Source organism: Neorhodopirellula pilleata (assembly GCF_007859915.1).
Taxonomy (GTDB): domain Bacteria; phylum Planctomycetota; class Planctomycetia; order Pirellulales; family Pirellulaceae; genus Rhodopirellula; species Rhodopirellula pilleata.
The window spans coordinates 482,281-496,553 of sequence record NZ_SJPM01000001.1 but is presented as its reverse complement, the minus strand read 5'-3'; the positions used below and the strand labels follow the sequence as shown (position 1 = coordinate 496,553).

Below are 14,273 nucleotides of genomic sequence, written 5' to 3'. Positions count from 1 at the left end.
GTACGCAGCATCACTGAATCCACGTCTGCAGATCGACACGAAGGCTCCATCGCCAATGAATTCCTTTCGCCTACTATTCACCGCTTTGTTTGCTGTGATATTGACCTTTGATGCACTCATGGCCGAGGAACCAATCCGTCGCGAGCAACGGCGTGACACGCTGACTGGTAAGGTAATGGTTGGCTACCAAGGATGGTTCAATTGCGAAGGCGACGGCATGGATTTGGGCTGGGCACACTGGTCGCGAAACCGCCGGCGAACATTTGGCGCCGGAAACCTCACGGTTGATCTTTGGCCCGACATGACCGAACTGGACGATGACGAACGCTTTAAAACTGGATTTGTGCACGCCGACGGAAGCGAGGCCGAGGTATTCAGCAGTGCCAATCGCAAAACGGTCGCGCGGCACTTTCGGTGGATGCAGGAATACGGAATCGATGGAGCCTTCTTGCAACGGTTCGCCAGCGGACTGCGTCGCCAAGACCAGCAGCGGCACAAGGACGCAGTGCTGGAGCACGTCCGTGCAGGCGCCGATGCATCGGGAAGATCGTACGCTGTGATGTACGATCTGTCCGGACTTCCGGCGGATGGTTGTGGGCTGGTGAGAGACGACTGGGCGAAGCTGCGAAATCGAGGAATTCCAGCCGATCTGGCGTACCAACACCACGAGGGGAAACCGGTTGTCGCCATCTGGGGCATCGGATTCAACGATGGCGAAAAACCACGTGAGTACACGCTTTCCGAGTGCCGCGAGCTGATCGAGCTCCTGAAGGAAGACGGATGCTGCGTGATGCTAGGAGTGCCGACGGGTTGGCGAGAACAGAACCGTGATTCAACCATCGATGATGACTTGCACGGTGTGCTGGAGCTTGCCGACATCATCAGTCCTTGGACAGTCGGACGCTATCGTAACGAAGACGGTATCGAACGGCACGCTCGAGATTACCTGCGACCAGATTTGCAATGGTGTTCCGAGCGTCAAATCGATTACTTGCCCGTCGTGTTCCCGGGGTTCAGCTGGCACAACCTGACCGGGGACAAACTGGGAGCGATCCCTCGAGTCAAAGGTGAGTTCTTGAAATCGCAATTGGATGCGGCTATTCAATCGAGGTGCAAGATGATCTACGTCGCCATGTTTGACGAAGTCGACGAGGGTACCGCCATCTTCAAATGCACCAATGATCCGCCAACCGGCCACGGAGCAAAGTTCCTCACCTATGAGGACCTGCCAAGTGACCACTACCTGAAGTTAACTGGACAAGCTGCAAGGCAGCTGCGCGACAAACTCAACAAGGACAACGAATGACGCTTCGAACACGAATTTGCTACGCCGTGACGCTGCTCTGCGTCTTATCAAGTACTTCGGTTTATTGTGCCGAGAGACCCAATGTCTTGTTCATCGTGTGCGATGACCTGAATACGCATGTGTCAACATCGGGCTATCCACATATCAGCACGCCCGCATTCGATAAACTCGCGGCTAGCGGAATGACCTTTCGCAGGGCCTACTGTCAATATCCAGTCTGCGGACCATCACGGGCTTCCTTTCTGCATGGGCTTTACCCGCAATCGACCGGTGTTTTGGACAACAATTCTGACATCCGCCAGGTGCGTCCAGGAACGGTTTCCATGCCGCAGTGTTTCAAGCAGTCCGGGTACTGGACAGCGGCGGTTGGCAAGGTCTTTCACAACACGAAGGCAGATCCAGGAGACGTAGCTTGGGATCAGATGCTACGTTTCGAGAACGACGAACTGCCGATGGTCGTTCCCATTCGTGAAGAGTTCGAGGCGACGAACGGGTCGATCGCGTCCGGCAAGACACGTAAGCAGTGGAATGAGTTGTACCCGACCATTGCGCCACAAACGCGTGGGCAGCAGCCTGGTTACGGTCCCAGTGGTCTCGATGACCGTCAGCATAAAGATGGCAAGAACGCCATTCAAATCAACAAGTGGCTGACGAGCAAGGCTTTTGGAAACAAACCCTTCTTCATGGCACTGGGAATCCAGAAACCGCACGTACCGTTTCTTGCACCCGACAAATACTTTGACTTGTATCCCAAAGAAGGTTTGCTGTTCGAACCAGCATCGCTCGAGTTTTGGAAGCACGCACCTAAGCTCGCAAGAACAAGCCGTCACGAAGGATTCGGCTTCGAATTTGGTGTCCGAAACGATGATCTCCGACGCGAATACATTCAGGCCTACCACGCCTGCATTTCATTTATCGATGCGCAGATTGGGGCCGTGCTCGCTGTCTTAGAAGAGAGCGGGCTGTCGGACAACACGATTGTCGTTCTGACTTCGGATCACGGTTACTTGCTTGGTGAGAAGTTCATGTGGGGCAAGGTCATGCTGTTCGAAACTTGTAACCGGGTCCCCTTGATCATCCGCGTTCCAGATGCCATCAAAGCTGGGGCGACCACTCCCGGCTCGTCTAGCCAGGGTCTTGTGGAACTGGTCGATTTGTTCCCAACACTCGCCCAGCTTTGCGAAATTGCGGCTCCAGCGGAATTGCAGGGCCAAAGCCTCGTCCCCATGCTGAGCGATTCAAACCGACCCGGCAAGGATGTCGCCTACACCGTGGTGACACGTGGGGAAACGCTTGGCAAGGCGATCCGAACGCAGCGATACCACTACACGCAATGGCCAAGCGGAGAAGAACTGTACGACCTCGAATCCGACCCACTTGAAAATACGAACCTCGCCAATTCGCCAGCTCATAAGCTCGCGCTTTTGGAGCTGCGAAAACTACTTACGAGCGCAAACGACGTTGCCATTGCCAAACGACGATAACGCTGGCTCGATAAACGATGTCCTGGAGAACTGCGTCTGATTCAAGACAGGACATGGTCACCGAAGCGGCCGAACACTGGCAAGCGTATTCAGATCAAGCAATCACCACAATCCATTGTGGACCAATCGCGTGGGGATCGTCGATTGGCGAAAGACGTATCAACGCGTTCTGGCGGATATCGAGATTGCTCGCGATGCTAATTAGAACTCTCCATAGCTAATCAGCGGTGAAGTGTCTCTCGTTCTTGGGCGGTTGATTGCTGCGTTGGCCCATGACTGGTGGACTCCGGAATCTACTTTTTAGCTTGAGAGATTCATTCGGTGAAGGTCTTCGAATTCATTCGGCGTTTTGTAGCCGAGCGTTTGGTGGATTCGGGCCGAGTTGTAAAACGTTTCGATGTACTGGAACACGCTCAGCTCTGCGTCTCGTAGATCGGCAAACGTTTCGAACTTGGTCCATTCATGTTTGAGCGACCAGAAAAATCGTTCCATCACTGCGTTGTCGTAGCAGCATCCGGTTCGACTCATCGAGCACTCGATGCCCTGCCACTCACCGAGCGTTTCCAGAATATGCTCGACCTCTTTGTGCTTGTCCTGCGTGCTTTCGCGGCTGTTCACGTTGGGAATGTGGATGATCGTCTTCTCGTTCTCGTCGAGCACCTTGGGCAAGTCGTCGACGTAGCTTCCCGAATAGAAGTAGTACCCGATGTCCAGCTTTTTCAAATACTTGTATCCGCCGAGTTGTTCGTAGTACGTGTACGTCACCGTTTCAAAACGACGCTCGTCCTCCGGCATCAAGACCGCGGCGGCGTCACCGCGGAAGTAGCTGCCCGTCATCGCGATCATGTGAGCCTGGTCACGCTCGATCAACTCGCGCACGAACTCGCCCAGCTTGTTGTCCTCGCTGACCGACACGTGGTGGAACTCGTCGACCGCGATCAAGCGATCATCAAACGCTTCGACACCAAACTTTTCAAACGCAAACCGAAACGTCGCGTGCGTGCAAACCAAAATACGATCAAATGACTCTGGCTCCCCTCTCCCCGCTTCGGGGAGAGGGGCTGGGGGTGAGGGGCTTTCCGCCAATCTCAAGAACCGACCCAACGCGTCAACCTTGCCACCGTCGGTTCCGGGTGCATTGCAAAGATTCCATTTCGGCGAAACGTCCCAATCGGCGAAGAACCCATGTTCTTTCAGCGACGTGTCTCCAAAGCTCGCCCCGATCGACTTTTCCGGCACGACCACGATCGCCTGTTTCAGCTTTTGACGATGCAGTTTGTCCAGAGCCACAAACATCAACGCCCGGCTTTTGCCCGACGCCGGCGGCGATTTCAGCAACAGGTATTGTTCGCCGCGAAAGTTCCACACACGCTGCTGCATCGGCCGCATGGTCGCCGTCCCAATCGGGATTGTTCCGCAACAGTTCGACGTACAACCGGTTCAGCCGCCCGGTCGCCTTGATGTCGAACGCGTTCTCGCGGATCTGGCGAACGGTCGAGATGCCGGCCAGTTCCAGGAAGTACCCGAAGTGATCATCGAGTTTCGCGAACTCACAAACCAACGGCGGTTCGTCGGAATTCAGCTTCTCGGCATGAACGACTCGGCCATCGGTCACCAACACGAACTTGGCTTTGTGCTTGGTCGTCGCCGGCGAGTCGGCCAACCGCTTCATCGTTTCATCGACCAGGTCGGTCTCGCGACCGATGCAGTGCGGCAGTGACGCGATGTGAATGTTGTTGCGTTGCAGCACCGCGACGACGCCTTCACCTTCGACGTCGGTCTTGTTGGTCGTGTTCTTGCCGGTACTGCGCAGTCGCCGGATCGTCGCGTCTTTGTTCCCGAACGCTTCCAAGAAGGCGTACGGAAACTCCGCCGCATCAAACGCCGCCTCGATTAGCTTGCTAACTGCCTCCTCAATCTCAACTGCGTTCAAGCGTCCGATCCTTCGTGCAAACGGGTGGGGCAAAATAGATGATGCGAAAGTCTCGCGGTGTGTTGCCTGCGAGCTGCTACAAATGTAAGATTTCCGGAGTCAACAAACAAGCAGGCTTACTCTGGCCCCAGACCGGACCGAACTATGAACGCAAAAGCCGAATCGCGGGCGAACACCTTTGGAGACCGAATTCGCGAGCTACGCAAATCGAAAGGCTATTCGTTGCGGAAGCTCGCCCCGCTGGTCGGCGTCGGCTTTTCGTATCTGAGCAAAGTCGAGAACGACCGCCTCGATTTTGACGGCTCCCCGTCGGAATCTCTCATCCACCGGCTGGCCGATGTGCTGGAAGCGGACGAAGAAGAACTGTTGCTTCTCGCCCATCACGTCCCCGCAACGATCGCAAAGCAAATCTTCGACCACCCTGATTTGTTCCGGGCGCTGGCAAGATGCAACGAACGCCAGTTGAGGGCGATCGAGAACCAAGCCTGCGGGCCGACTGAGTAATCAGAACGGGTGCGATGACATCATCACGGCACCGAGACGGTCCCTGTGGACCAAAGGCAATTTATTGGAGACCGAGGCAAGTTGCACACCATGTTAAGCATCGAAGAAATCATGTTGCCGGAATCGGTTGCATCCGACTACGACGCGGATCCGCCATTCAATTCCCTTCGTCACATTCGTAGGCTCAACGCGTTCATAGGCCCGAACAATTCCGGCAAAAGCCGTTTGATGAGGGCGTTGTTTTTGGCCGGAACGAATCTGATGGTTTCGACGGATGATGAAGACACAATGCGAGTTCGCGAAGCAGTTCGCAATGTTCTCCCAGAATCCGAGTGCCTCTCAAGACATCAGGATGTGGTCGAAAAGGCCAATGAGGCACTTGCGAATGTATCGTTCGGGTTTCATTCAATTAGCCAGCATATCGGGAAGACGCAGCAAAACGTTAAGTTGTTTGCTGAACTGGCAAATCAAGTTAATCGACTGAGGTCACACCAGAGTGGAAGTTTTGATCGCCAGCCTTACGACAATTTAGTTCGTTCGTTGCAAACCATCGTCAATGGCATGGAGCGACTGGAAAGCCGAGCGTCGCCGCGATCTATGAATCACAACCAGAATCATCCAACGCCAGAGCCGCACTTTCGCAATGCCGAATTTGTCTACGTCCCAACGCTCCGTGGGATGCGACTGGGGGTTGATGACGACAACTCGAAGTTTGCGTACTTCGATCGAACCTGGGTGGACTACATCAAAGGCAACATCCGCCAAGGGCATTCGCAGAAAGACGACATCAATCAAGCCCGCACGCAAATGAGCGGCAAGACGGTCTTTACCGGATTGGATCTCTACGACGTTTTGACAGATCGACTGCTGGGATCACTGGCTGACCGTCAGTTCATCCGCCAATATGAGGAGTATCTTTCCAAAGCATTCTTTCGCGACCAACCGGTTGCATTGATTCCGAGACGCGAACATGACACCGTCAACATCAAGATCGGGACGGAAGCCGAACGACCCGTCCAATCGCTTGGCGACGGACTGCAGCAACTGATCATCCTGACCTTGCCGATGTTTGAGCGTCGAGAGAAGCCGCTGTTTCTGTTCATCGAGGAACCGGACCTGTTTCTGCACCCAGGCTTCCAACGGGCTTTCATCGACGCGATCTTTGACCATCCCAACCCTGATCTGTACGTGTTTGTTACCACGCACTCCAACCAATTTCTGGACATCACGATTTCCGAAGAAGGCTGTTCCATTTTCCGCTGTGGTAAGCAGGCCCCCGAAAAAGACCATCCCGAACACGATCCGCGATTCACCGTCAGCAACGCTACGACCGGCGATCACGAACTGTTGAAGCATATCGGTGTGCGTCCTTCATCGGTCATGTTCGCGAATTGCACGATTTGGGTCGAGGGAATCACGGATCGGCTGTACTACGGCAAGTTTCTAGAACTGATGCTCGCCGATCGTAGCGTTAACTTAATCGAGAACATGCACTACGCCTTCGTCGAATACGGTGGCGGTAACATCACGCATTGGTCGTTTTTGGACGAAGAGGATGGCATGGACGTCGAACGAATCTGTTCCAGGCTATTTCTGATTACCGACAAGGACGACGGCAAAGATGAACGGCACCAAAGACTGGCCGAGGTCTTGGACGAACGTTTCCACCGCTTGGATGTCCGCGAAGTCGAAAACCTGTTGACTCCGGCGACAATCAAAGCCGTGATTCACGATTACGAAAAGGAAACAATCGCTCTCCACGACTTTGCCCAGACGGCATACCGCCTCAACTATCTTGGCAAGTTCATTGACGACCAGGTCCTGCCTGATGCCAGTCAATCAAAGCGGTTCAGCGATCGCACCAAGAGTGCCTACGCAGACAAAAGCGGAACAATTAAAGATAAGGTCCGTTTCTGCCAAAAAGCTCTTTCGCATCTTCAAACAGTTGACGACCTAAGCGATGGGGCGAAGGAAGTTGCAGAGAAGCTCTACCGTTTCGTCGTGAGCGAAAACGACTGAATCCCTACATGTCAGCTCACTTCCAATGGTGCGTCGAATCTCAAACGGCCTTCTCTCGCTGCTCTTCATCGCCGCCGGTGTGAATCACTTTGTCTCGCCGGACGTGTACTTGAAGATCATGCCGGCGTATTTGCCTTGGCCGTTGTTTTTGGTTTACGTGTCGGGGTTCTTTGAAGTGGCTGGTGGGATTGGTGTCGCGGTGCCGAAGTTGCGGCGGGCGGCGGGGTGGGGATTGATCGCGTTGTTGGTGGCGGTGTTTCCGGCGAACTTGGAGATGGTTTTGCACGCGGATCGGTTTCCGGAGATTCCGTTTTGGGCGTTGGTGGCTCGGTTACCGTTGCAGGGGTTGTTGATCGCTTGGGTTTGGTGGGCGGCGGTGAAGCGGGTGGGGGCGACGGATGAGTGAGCTAATTCAGGTGTTGGTGATGACGACGATCGCGGGGGCGGCGATGCCGGTCGGTGGCGTGCTCGCGATGTTCGAGCGGATTTCGCCGCAGTGGATCGAGGACGAGTTCCGGCACAGCGTGATCGCGTTCGGCGGCGGCGTGTTGATCTCGGCGGTCGCGTTGGTGTTGGTGCCTGAGGGCGTGCGTGAGTTATCGCTCGGCTGGATCGTGCTGGCGTTCTTGATCGGTGGCATCGCGTTTTGGGGTTTGGAAACGGTGCTGGCTCGATCGAAGAGTTCGGCTGCTCAGTTGGTCGCGATGGTGTCGGATTTCGTTCCCGAAGCGATCGCGTTGGGCGCGGCGTTCGCCCATGGCGAAAGCACGGGCGCGTTGCTGGCGATCTTGATCGGGTTGCAAAACTTGCCCGAGGGTTTCAATTCGTTTCGAGAGTTGAAAGCCAGCGGCGGAAGTTCCGATTGGAAGATCGTCGGGTTGCTGTGTGTGTTGGTGCCGCTGGGGCCGATCGCCGGTTGGATCGGATTCAGCTATCTGTCGGCGTACCCCAAGCTGGTCGCATTCATCATGCTGTTTGCCGCCAGCGGAATTTTGTATCTGACGTTCCAAGATCTCGCACCGCAAGCCAAAGACGGCGACCGCAAGCTGCCCGCCGTCGGAGCCGTGCTGGGGTTTCTGCTCGGCGTCGTCGGCCAAGTCCTGCTGGACGGCTGAGCGTTCAATTCGCCGCGACGAAGCCCCGATCAGGCGTCTCGTTCTGCCCACCATTTGGCGTAGGGTGTGTTCTTAACCAGGCACCGGGTGAAGTCGGTGTCGTCATCCCACCAAGTCGGGCCGCGTTCTCCGAGAGAAATTTTGGCGGCGTTCACGCGGGCACGTGCGACGGTCAGGGCGGCATCATCGTCGGCCCGTTTGGCGACGCAAACCTGGCGACGAGCGGCCATCAATTCATTCACAAACCTCTGACGCTCGGCCTCGTCAAGGTTCGGATTCGTGCAACGCCACAGACGTTCTTGGTGGACAAAGTAGCGGCCGTCGGGGGTAGTCGGATACTTCAACAGCGGCTCTCAAACGCGAAAACACTTTTCTCGGCTTCTCCAAATCAACTTAACGCTATCGGGCGATTTTGAGCGACCGTCTGGCCGTCTCAATCGGTCACGACCCAGAAAGACAAACGATTTGCAGCGTTAGATGCGTTTCCCAACCCGACCCAAAGAGAGAACCGAACAGCTCGTAACCCAAGAGGCCTAAGAAACGGAGAACGTAAGAAATCCGCCCCAGAACCGGTTCCAGCCGCCACCAACCCGTTCTCGGGTCATCTCTCAACCAGAACCGAGAAAGAAAACCGCCCCCAGCCAATCGGCGCAAGTCGTTCGTAGATAACGGGATAAAACGAAAAAAGCCGACGTGCAAAACACGTCGGCTTTTCGTTTACCCGACGGTCGGAACTAGTCCCAACCGTTCTAAGAAGTTGCGGGAGCCGGATTCGAACCGACGACCTCGAGGTTATGAGCCTCGCGAGCTACCGGGCTGCTCCATCCCGCGGTATGTGTGTGTGACGCGAAGGAGAGAAGGAAGGTTCGGCTTTTTTCTATTAAAAACAGAACTTCTTGTTCTTTTCTTCATCCAACCTGAATCAGAGACTCGGGTCGGGTGGCGACGTCATGGCGGAGAGCTTCCTTGATTGGGTTGATTGTGTCAACCGTGTTTGCTTTGATCCGAAAAGAATTTCTTGAAGACGTCGCCGTTGCGTTATGCTAACGTAGAATTCATCGGGCGTTCCTTGATTCAGGTTCCCCCTTCTTTTCTTCCGGTTCTCTCGTCTTTTCTTGGTTTGTCGGATATGTCGCATTCGGATCCGCCCGCGTCGTCATCGTCGGACGATTTTTCGTCTGGGATGCCCGCTGCGACTCCGAATCCGCCACTTCCCAATTCGCCGCCGCCTCTTCCTCCCGTCTTGAAGAAGACTGCCCCCCGCTCCGCTCCGCAGGTGCCGCCGACTCCGGCCTCGCGTTCGCTTCCTCCTCCACCGGCACCCCGTGCGACGCTGCCACCGGTTGGAAAGCAGGTGAAGGCGGCTCCAATCACTCCACTTCATCATCCGGATCCGGTTGAACCGACGGTGCCTTCTGGAGCGGTCGTGCGGGGAGCGGACGCTCGCTCGGCGACAAGCTCAACCGCAGCATCGGCAGGCGCTCATACCGCCGGCGTCGCTGTGGCAAACGCCAGCACGACGAACGGAACGAAAGTGTCGCGTTGGCGGGTACCGGAGTCGACTCATTCGGCCCGTCCGCCGGCGGAGGATGTGGGTGAGAAGTTGGAGCCGGTTCGCAAATCGGTGCCGGCCTGGTTGGTCAGTTTGATCCTGCACATCACGTTGTTGCTGGCGTTGGCTCTGTGGACGACGCCGATCGGGCAAGGGATCAGCCGGGTGGTTTTGGAGTTCGGCGAAGCGATCGAACAGGAATCGGTCGAGTTGCAGGAGTTTTCGCTCGAGTCGGCGGATTCAGCATTCAACCAAGATGATTCGGATGCCGAAGTGCCGATGGAGTTGGATGTTCAAGAAATGATCGACGCCGTCGAATTGGCCGAACCGGTCGAGATGGTGCCATTGGATATCGGTTCGGCGGCGACGGACATCACGGTTCAGCCGATGTTCAGCGGTCGAAGCGGCGCGATGAAGTCGGCTTTACTGGCCATGTACGGTGGCAATCAAGAGACGATGGATGCGGTCGAACGTGGATTGCGTTGGCTCGCCCGCAACCAAGAGAAGTCGGGGTCGTGGAGTATGAAGGGGCCGTTTGATGACGGCTCCTATTCGGAAAATCGCATCGCGGCGACCGCCATGGCAATGCTGGCTTTTCAGGGCGATGGCAACACGCACCTCGCGGGACCTTATCAATCGGTGGTTGAGAAGGGACTGCGATACTTGATTTCGAAACAATCACGCCGCGATGGATTCTTTGCCCGCGACGCGCCGGGACATGAAAAGGCCTATGCGCAGGCACAGGCAACGATCGCGATCTGTGAACTCTACGCGATGACGAAAGATTCTTCCCTGCGAGGTCCTGCTCAGGCGGCAGTCGATTACGCGCTGAAGGCTCAGTCGAGTGAAGGCGGATGGCGTTACGAACCGCGTCAAGATTCCGATCTGTCGGTGACCGGGTGGTACGTGATGGCGCTTACAAGTGCCAAATCGGCGGGCTTGGACGTCAACCAATCCTCAATGAGTGTTATCAATGGATATCTCGATACGGTCTCAACCTACGAGGGCGCAGGTTACAGCTACCAGCGTGGCCGTCCGGCGACGCCGGCGATGACCGCCGAAGGTTTGCTGTGTCGTCAATACTTGGGATGGGATCGTGATCGCGAAGCGATGGTGATCGGGGTCGACACCTTGGTTCAAGACTGGCCGATCGACTTTTCCGACATGAACGTTTACTACTGGTATTACGCGACGCAGTCGATTCATCATTTCGGCGGCAAACCGTGGGAGCAATGGAACGGCAAAATGCGAGTCGAACTTCCACAACACCAGGTCAAGCGAGGAGGCGAATCGGGAAGTTGGTCGCCTCAAGCGGATCAATGGGGCGAGAACTCAGGGCGGTTGTTCACGACGTGCTTGTCGATTTATTGCCTCGAGGTGTATTACCGGCACTTGCCGCTTTATAAGGCGGGTGGAAATTAGCTATTGGCGATTAGCGATTGGCAAGGACTCGTTGCCTCGTCTACTACGGGAACAAAAATCAGGGTAGCCGGAGTCGCAAGACTTCGGTATTCGTTCGAAAAACCTCTGAACTCTTGCGAGTCCAACTACTAAGAAGAAAAACCTCTGAACTCTTGCGAGTCCAGCTACTAAGAAGTCACAAAACTTTAATCGTCACGACCACTCGTGGTTTGTTTTAGCAGCCATTGTGCCGCTGACTGCACCGGGGCGATGTGTTGGTCTTCCAGCAATCCGTCGTGTTCGAGACCTTCCAAAAGCACGACTTGTTTGGGACCGGCGTAGGCTTGATGCAGGTCGGCTTGATACTCGGCCGGGACGAGCGAATCTAACTCGGACGTTAGGAACACTGCAGGCAATCGACAAGCGGCTGCCGATGATAACGTATCCATCGTCTCGGGAAGATGATTGACGATTCGACGCATCCAACGTGATGCGTAGTAGCGACGTGCTATCCTTAAGATCACCCGGCCCAAGTCCGGCGGATTGCGACACCATAGACCGATTCGGCGGGTATCGAGTGAATCGGTCCGCCAGTGTTGCACACGCGAGGCGAGCCATAGCACCTTGATGCAACCAAGGCTATTGCCGACCAACCACACGGTCGTGTCAGGGCCGCATCGATGGCGCGCGATTTGTGCCGCGAAGTCTTCGGCGAAAGTGACCTGATGCGCAAGTCTCGCCGGTGGGCTGCTGCGACCGTAGCCCGGCGGGTTCCATGTCCAGACTTCGAAATGCTCGCCTTGGGGAACCGAGGGACCAGCGACATGCGGTTCGATCCAGTTCAAGGGAGCCTCAGAACTTCGTTCGGCACGACCGCCTGTTCCAGCGAACTTCAATACTAAATGTCGGGGGGGGACTCCGATCGTCTCCAGCGTCGGCTTGATCCGATTGGTTCCTTCGACCTGTTCCTGGGCATTGGTGAACAGATACGCTTCGGTCATAGCCGATGGAACATCGGTGAAGGTCGGGTGTTCGATCTCGAACCGGATCAGTTCGTTGGCATCGATCGTGTGCCGTGTCGGGCACAACACCAACCGATCGAGGATGCGTAGCGATAAGTTTCGTTTCCAATCGGCCAATGGGTTCTCGGTTCGGGCTATTTAGTCAACGATCCGTTAGGTAGCGGTTCAACTGGCAACAAATCAACTGGCAACAAATCAACCGGCATCGATCCGGCAGGCAGCCTTTCAATGGGACCAGATTCAAAGGGCAAAGAGCTTGCCCCCAGAACTCCGTTGGCATACTCCGGCAAGACTTGTTGTAGTTCTTGCTGTTCGTGGAAACGTGGCGGGAAGGCACAAGGGTCTCCGACGACGTGGGTCACCAAGGCGACGATGAGTTCGTTGCGATCGGTCTCCGTTTCTTCCTTGACGAACAGCTTTCCTAAAACGGGAATACGATGCAAGCCGGGTACGACGTTGAGCGAGTGGATCTGTTTCTCTTCGATCAGACCACCGATGATCAAACCGCCTCCGTCGGGTATCAAGACAGTGGTGGAAACCTCCGTGACGTCTTCTTCGGGTTGTTGATTGTCGTTGATAAATCCGTCGGAAACTTTCGGCAGCACGGTCATTAAGATATTGCCGTCGTCGGTGATCACCGGTGTCACGGTCAAGATGATTCCGATTTCCAAGAACTTCACATTTTGAATATTGTTGCCGTTATCGGTGTTGGTGATCTCGGTATAGGGAAGCCGTCTCCCGATCTGAATTTTGGCTTCTTGCTGGTTGATGATCGAGACCTTTGGTGACGCTAGCGTTCTTGAATCGGTGTTTTCTTGGATGCACTGAATCAGTCCGTTGAGGTCCGTGCCTTCGAGTTGGACAACCATTCCAGGTCCGGTGTCGAAGGCGTTTGGGTTGACGCCACCCAGGCTGATTCGGCTGCCGCCCAATCGGGCGATGCTGCTGAGGTTGATCCCGTGCCGATTGTTTTCGCCTAACTTGACTTGCAACACGTGTGCTTCGACGAGGACTTGTCGTGGCGGGCGGTTCAAGCGGGCGATCACTTCAGCGATCCGCTGATGCACGTCGGGCGTATCATCGACGATCAACAGTTCTCGGGTCTTTTGTTGATCGCCCGCGTCGGATTCGTTGATCACGACATTGCCCAGAGGTGACAGCATCCCGGTGATTGCCGTTTGAGCATCAACGGCTTTCACGTAATCGAGCGGATAGACTTCGACACGACGGCCTTGCAGTCGCGGGTCGGAAGTCGCGGTGGCACTCGTAACGTACAGAAGATTTCCGCTGCGATGCCAATGGAAGCCGGCGATATGCACGATCGCGTCGAGGACTTCGTCGAGGTGAGCGTTGCGGATCGAGACGGTCACCGCTGCATCAACGCCTGGGGCGATGACCAGATTGAGCTGATGATGTTCGGCGATCATTCGCAGTAATGAAGAGAGCGATGTTTCGGTCGCAATCAGGTTAACGCGGTCTTGAGCGTCGGCGGTCAGCGTCACACCTTCTGGCGCGAGCGGGCGCAGCAACGGCAATAACTCCGTCTCGGTAGCCGCAGCGAGTTTCATGACAACCCCGTCGGTTCCGCTTCGCATCGAGGCGTTCTGGATAACGGAGGATCGATTTGCGTTGAATGTTCGCCACTTCGAGGTCGTGTTGTCGTCGGCGACGGCGTTGCCGGATATCGTCAGAACGAGAATCCACGAAAGAACGGCCCCGGCAGCATGTCTCGAGCCGCCCCCCGGGATCGGCGCGGGCCTGAAGCGGCGATCGATCGTGTGGGGAAGAGGAGACATCAAGATGCGTTTGGCGAGCAAGGCGATTGGAAACAACAACGACTATTGGAATTGAATCGGCAGTCAGGACAGACTGTGCTAGAAGAATCGTCTCAAGCGTTAAAGTTTGACATAAAGCGCCCCGTGCGGAGTCGGACAAAC

General features: G+C 55.6%; 12 protein-coding genes and 1 tRNA gene. 7 read left to right on the top strand and 6 right to left on the bottom strand.

Features of this window, described 5'->3' with window-relative positions; all coding sequences use genetic code 11:
* Positions 1-118 precede the first annotated feature (118 nt).
* Positions 119-1,306 carry a glycoside hydrolase family 71/99-like protein gene (locus tag Pla100_RS01525; RefSeq protein ID WP_146575920.1) on the top strand — a complete coding sequence of 396 codons (1,188 nt, stop codon included), beginning with the start codon at positions 119-121 and terminating at the stop codon, positions 1,304-1,306.
* Complete coding sequence (locus Pla100_RS01520; RefSeq protein ID WP_146575919.1) at positions 1,303-2,790, top strand: sulfatase; 1,488 nt, start codon at positions 1,303-1,305, stop codon at positions 2,788-2,790. The genes Pla100_RS01525 and Pla100_RS01520 overlap by 4 nt, the downstream gene beginning before the upstream one ends.
* A gap of 300 nt (positions 2,791-3,090) precedes the next feature.
* Here Pla100_RS01520 and Pla100_RS01515 read toward each other — a convergent pair whose 3' ends face one another.
* Both Pla100_RS01515 and Pla100_RS32560 read right to left on the bottom strand, forming a co-directional pair.
* Entirely contained in the window at positions 3,091-3,801 is a 711-nt protein-coding gene (locus Pla100_RS01515; RefSeq protein WP_197167626.1) for an integrase core domain-containing protein, read from the bottom strand.
* Positions 3,802-3,898: 97 nt separating this feature from the next.
* A complete protein-coding gene (locus tag Pla100_RS32560; RefSeq protein ID WP_197167625.1) occupies positions 3,899-4,723 on the bottom strand; it encodes a type IIL restriction-modification enzyme MmeI in 825 nt (274 codons plus the stop codon).
* A 144-nt stretch (positions 4,724-4,867) separates the two neighbouring features.
* Between Pla100_RS32560 and Pla100_RS01510 the strand changes: the two genes are divergently transcribed.
* The 4 genes from Pla100_RS01510 (at position 4,868) to Pla100_RS01495 (ending at position 8,361) form a co-directional block, all read left to right on the top strand.
* Positions 4,868-5,227, top strand: a complete 360-nt coding sequence (locus Pla100_RS01510; RefSeq protein WP_146575917.1) for a helix-turn-helix domain-containing protein — start codon at positions 4,868-4,870, stop codon at positions 5,225-5,227.
* A gap of 90 nt (positions 5,228-5,317) precedes the next feature.
* Complete coding sequence (locus Pla100_RS01505; RefSeq protein ID WP_146575916.1) at positions 5,318-7,246, top strand: AAA family ATPase; 1,929 nt, start codon at positions 5,318-5,320, stop codon at positions 7,244-7,246.
* A gap of 25 nt (positions 7,247-7,271) precedes the next feature.
* Entirely contained in the window at positions 7,272-7,652 is a 381-nt protein-coding gene (locus Pla100_RS01500; protein WP_146575915.1) for a DoxX family protein, read from the top strand.
* Positions 7,645-8,361: a ZIP family metal transporter gene (locus Pla100_RS01495; RefSeq protein WP_146575914.1), complete on the top strand. Its 717-nt coding sequence runs from the start codon at positions 7,645-7,647 to the stop codon at positions 8,359-8,361. The genes Pla100_RS01500 and Pla100_RS01495 overlap by 8 nt, the downstream gene beginning before the upstream one ends.
* 29 nt (positions 8,362-8,390) lie before the next feature.
* Here the strand turns inward: Pla100_RS01495 and Pla100_RS01490 are convergent, their stop codons facing one another.
* Both Pla100_RS01490 and Pla100_RS01485 read right to left on the bottom strand, forming a co-directional pair.
* Positions 8,391-8,705 (bottom strand): hypothetical protein, encoded by a 315-nt coding sequence (locus tag Pla100_RS01490; protein ID WP_146575913.1) that lies wholly within the window; start codon positions 8,703-8,705, stop codon positions 8,391-8,393.
* Positions 8,706-9,118: 413 nt separating this feature from the next.
* Positions 9,119-9,192 (bottom strand) — tRNA-Met (locus tag Pla100_RS01485).
* A gap of 298 nt (positions 9,193-9,490) precedes the next feature.
* Between Pla100_RS01485 and Pla100_RS01480 the strand changes: the two genes are divergently transcribed.
* Complete coding sequence (locus Pla100_RS01480) at positions 9,491-11,335, top strand: prenyltransferase/squalene oxidase repeat-containing protein (RefSeq protein WP_231602546.1); 1,845 nt, start codon at positions 9,491-9,493, stop codon at positions 11,333-11,335.
* Between the two features lie 185 nt (positions 11,336-11,520).
* Here the strand turns inward: Pla100_RS01480 and Pla100_RS01475 are convergent, their stop codons facing one another.
* A complete protein-coding gene (locus Pla100_RS01475) occupies positions 11,521-12,453 on the bottom strand; it encodes an alpha/beta hydrolase (protein ID WP_146575912.1) in 933 nt (310 codons plus the stop codon).
* Positions 12,454-12,470: 17 nt separating this feature from the next.
* Complete coding sequence (locus Pla100_RS01470) at positions 12,471-14,168, bottom strand: hypothetical protein (protein ID WP_146575911.1); 1,698 nt, start codon at positions 14,166-14,168, stop codon at positions 12,471-12,473.
* Positions 14,169-14,273: the final 105 nt, after the last annotated feature.

What these genes read in the sequence shown, in the direction of transcription:
- Pla100_RS01500 (WP_146575915.1), top strand. Translation starts at nt 7,272, where the DNA reads ATGGTGCGTCGAATCTCAAACGGCCTTCTCTCGCTGCTCTTCATCGCC.
- Pla100_RS01495 (WP_146575914.1), top strand. Translation starts at nt 7,645, where the DNA reads ATGAGTGAGCTAATTCAGGTGTTGGTGATGACGACGATCGCGGGGGCG.
- Pla100_RS01520 (WP_146575919.1), top strand. Translation starts at nt 1,303, where the DNA reads ATGACGCTTCGAACACGAATTTGCTACGCCGTGACGCTGCTCTGCGTC.
- Pla100_RS01505 (WP_146575916.1), top strand. Translation starts at nt 5,318, where the DNA reads ATGTTAAGCATCGAAGAAATCATGTTGCCGGAATCGGTTGCATCCGAC.
- Pla100_RS01510 (WP_146575917.1), top strand. Translation starts at nt 4,868, where the DNA reads ATGAACGCAAAAGCCGAATCGCGGGCGAACACCTTTGGAGACCGAATT.
- Pla100_RS01525 (WP_146575920.1), top strand. Translation starts at nt 119, where the DNA reads ATGGCCGAGGAACCAATCCGTCGCGAGCAACGGCGTGACACGCTGACT.
- Pla100_RS01480 (WP_231602546.1), top strand. Translation starts at nt 9,491, where the DNA reads ATGTCGCATTCGGATCCGCCCGCGTCGTCATCGTCGGACGATTTTTCG.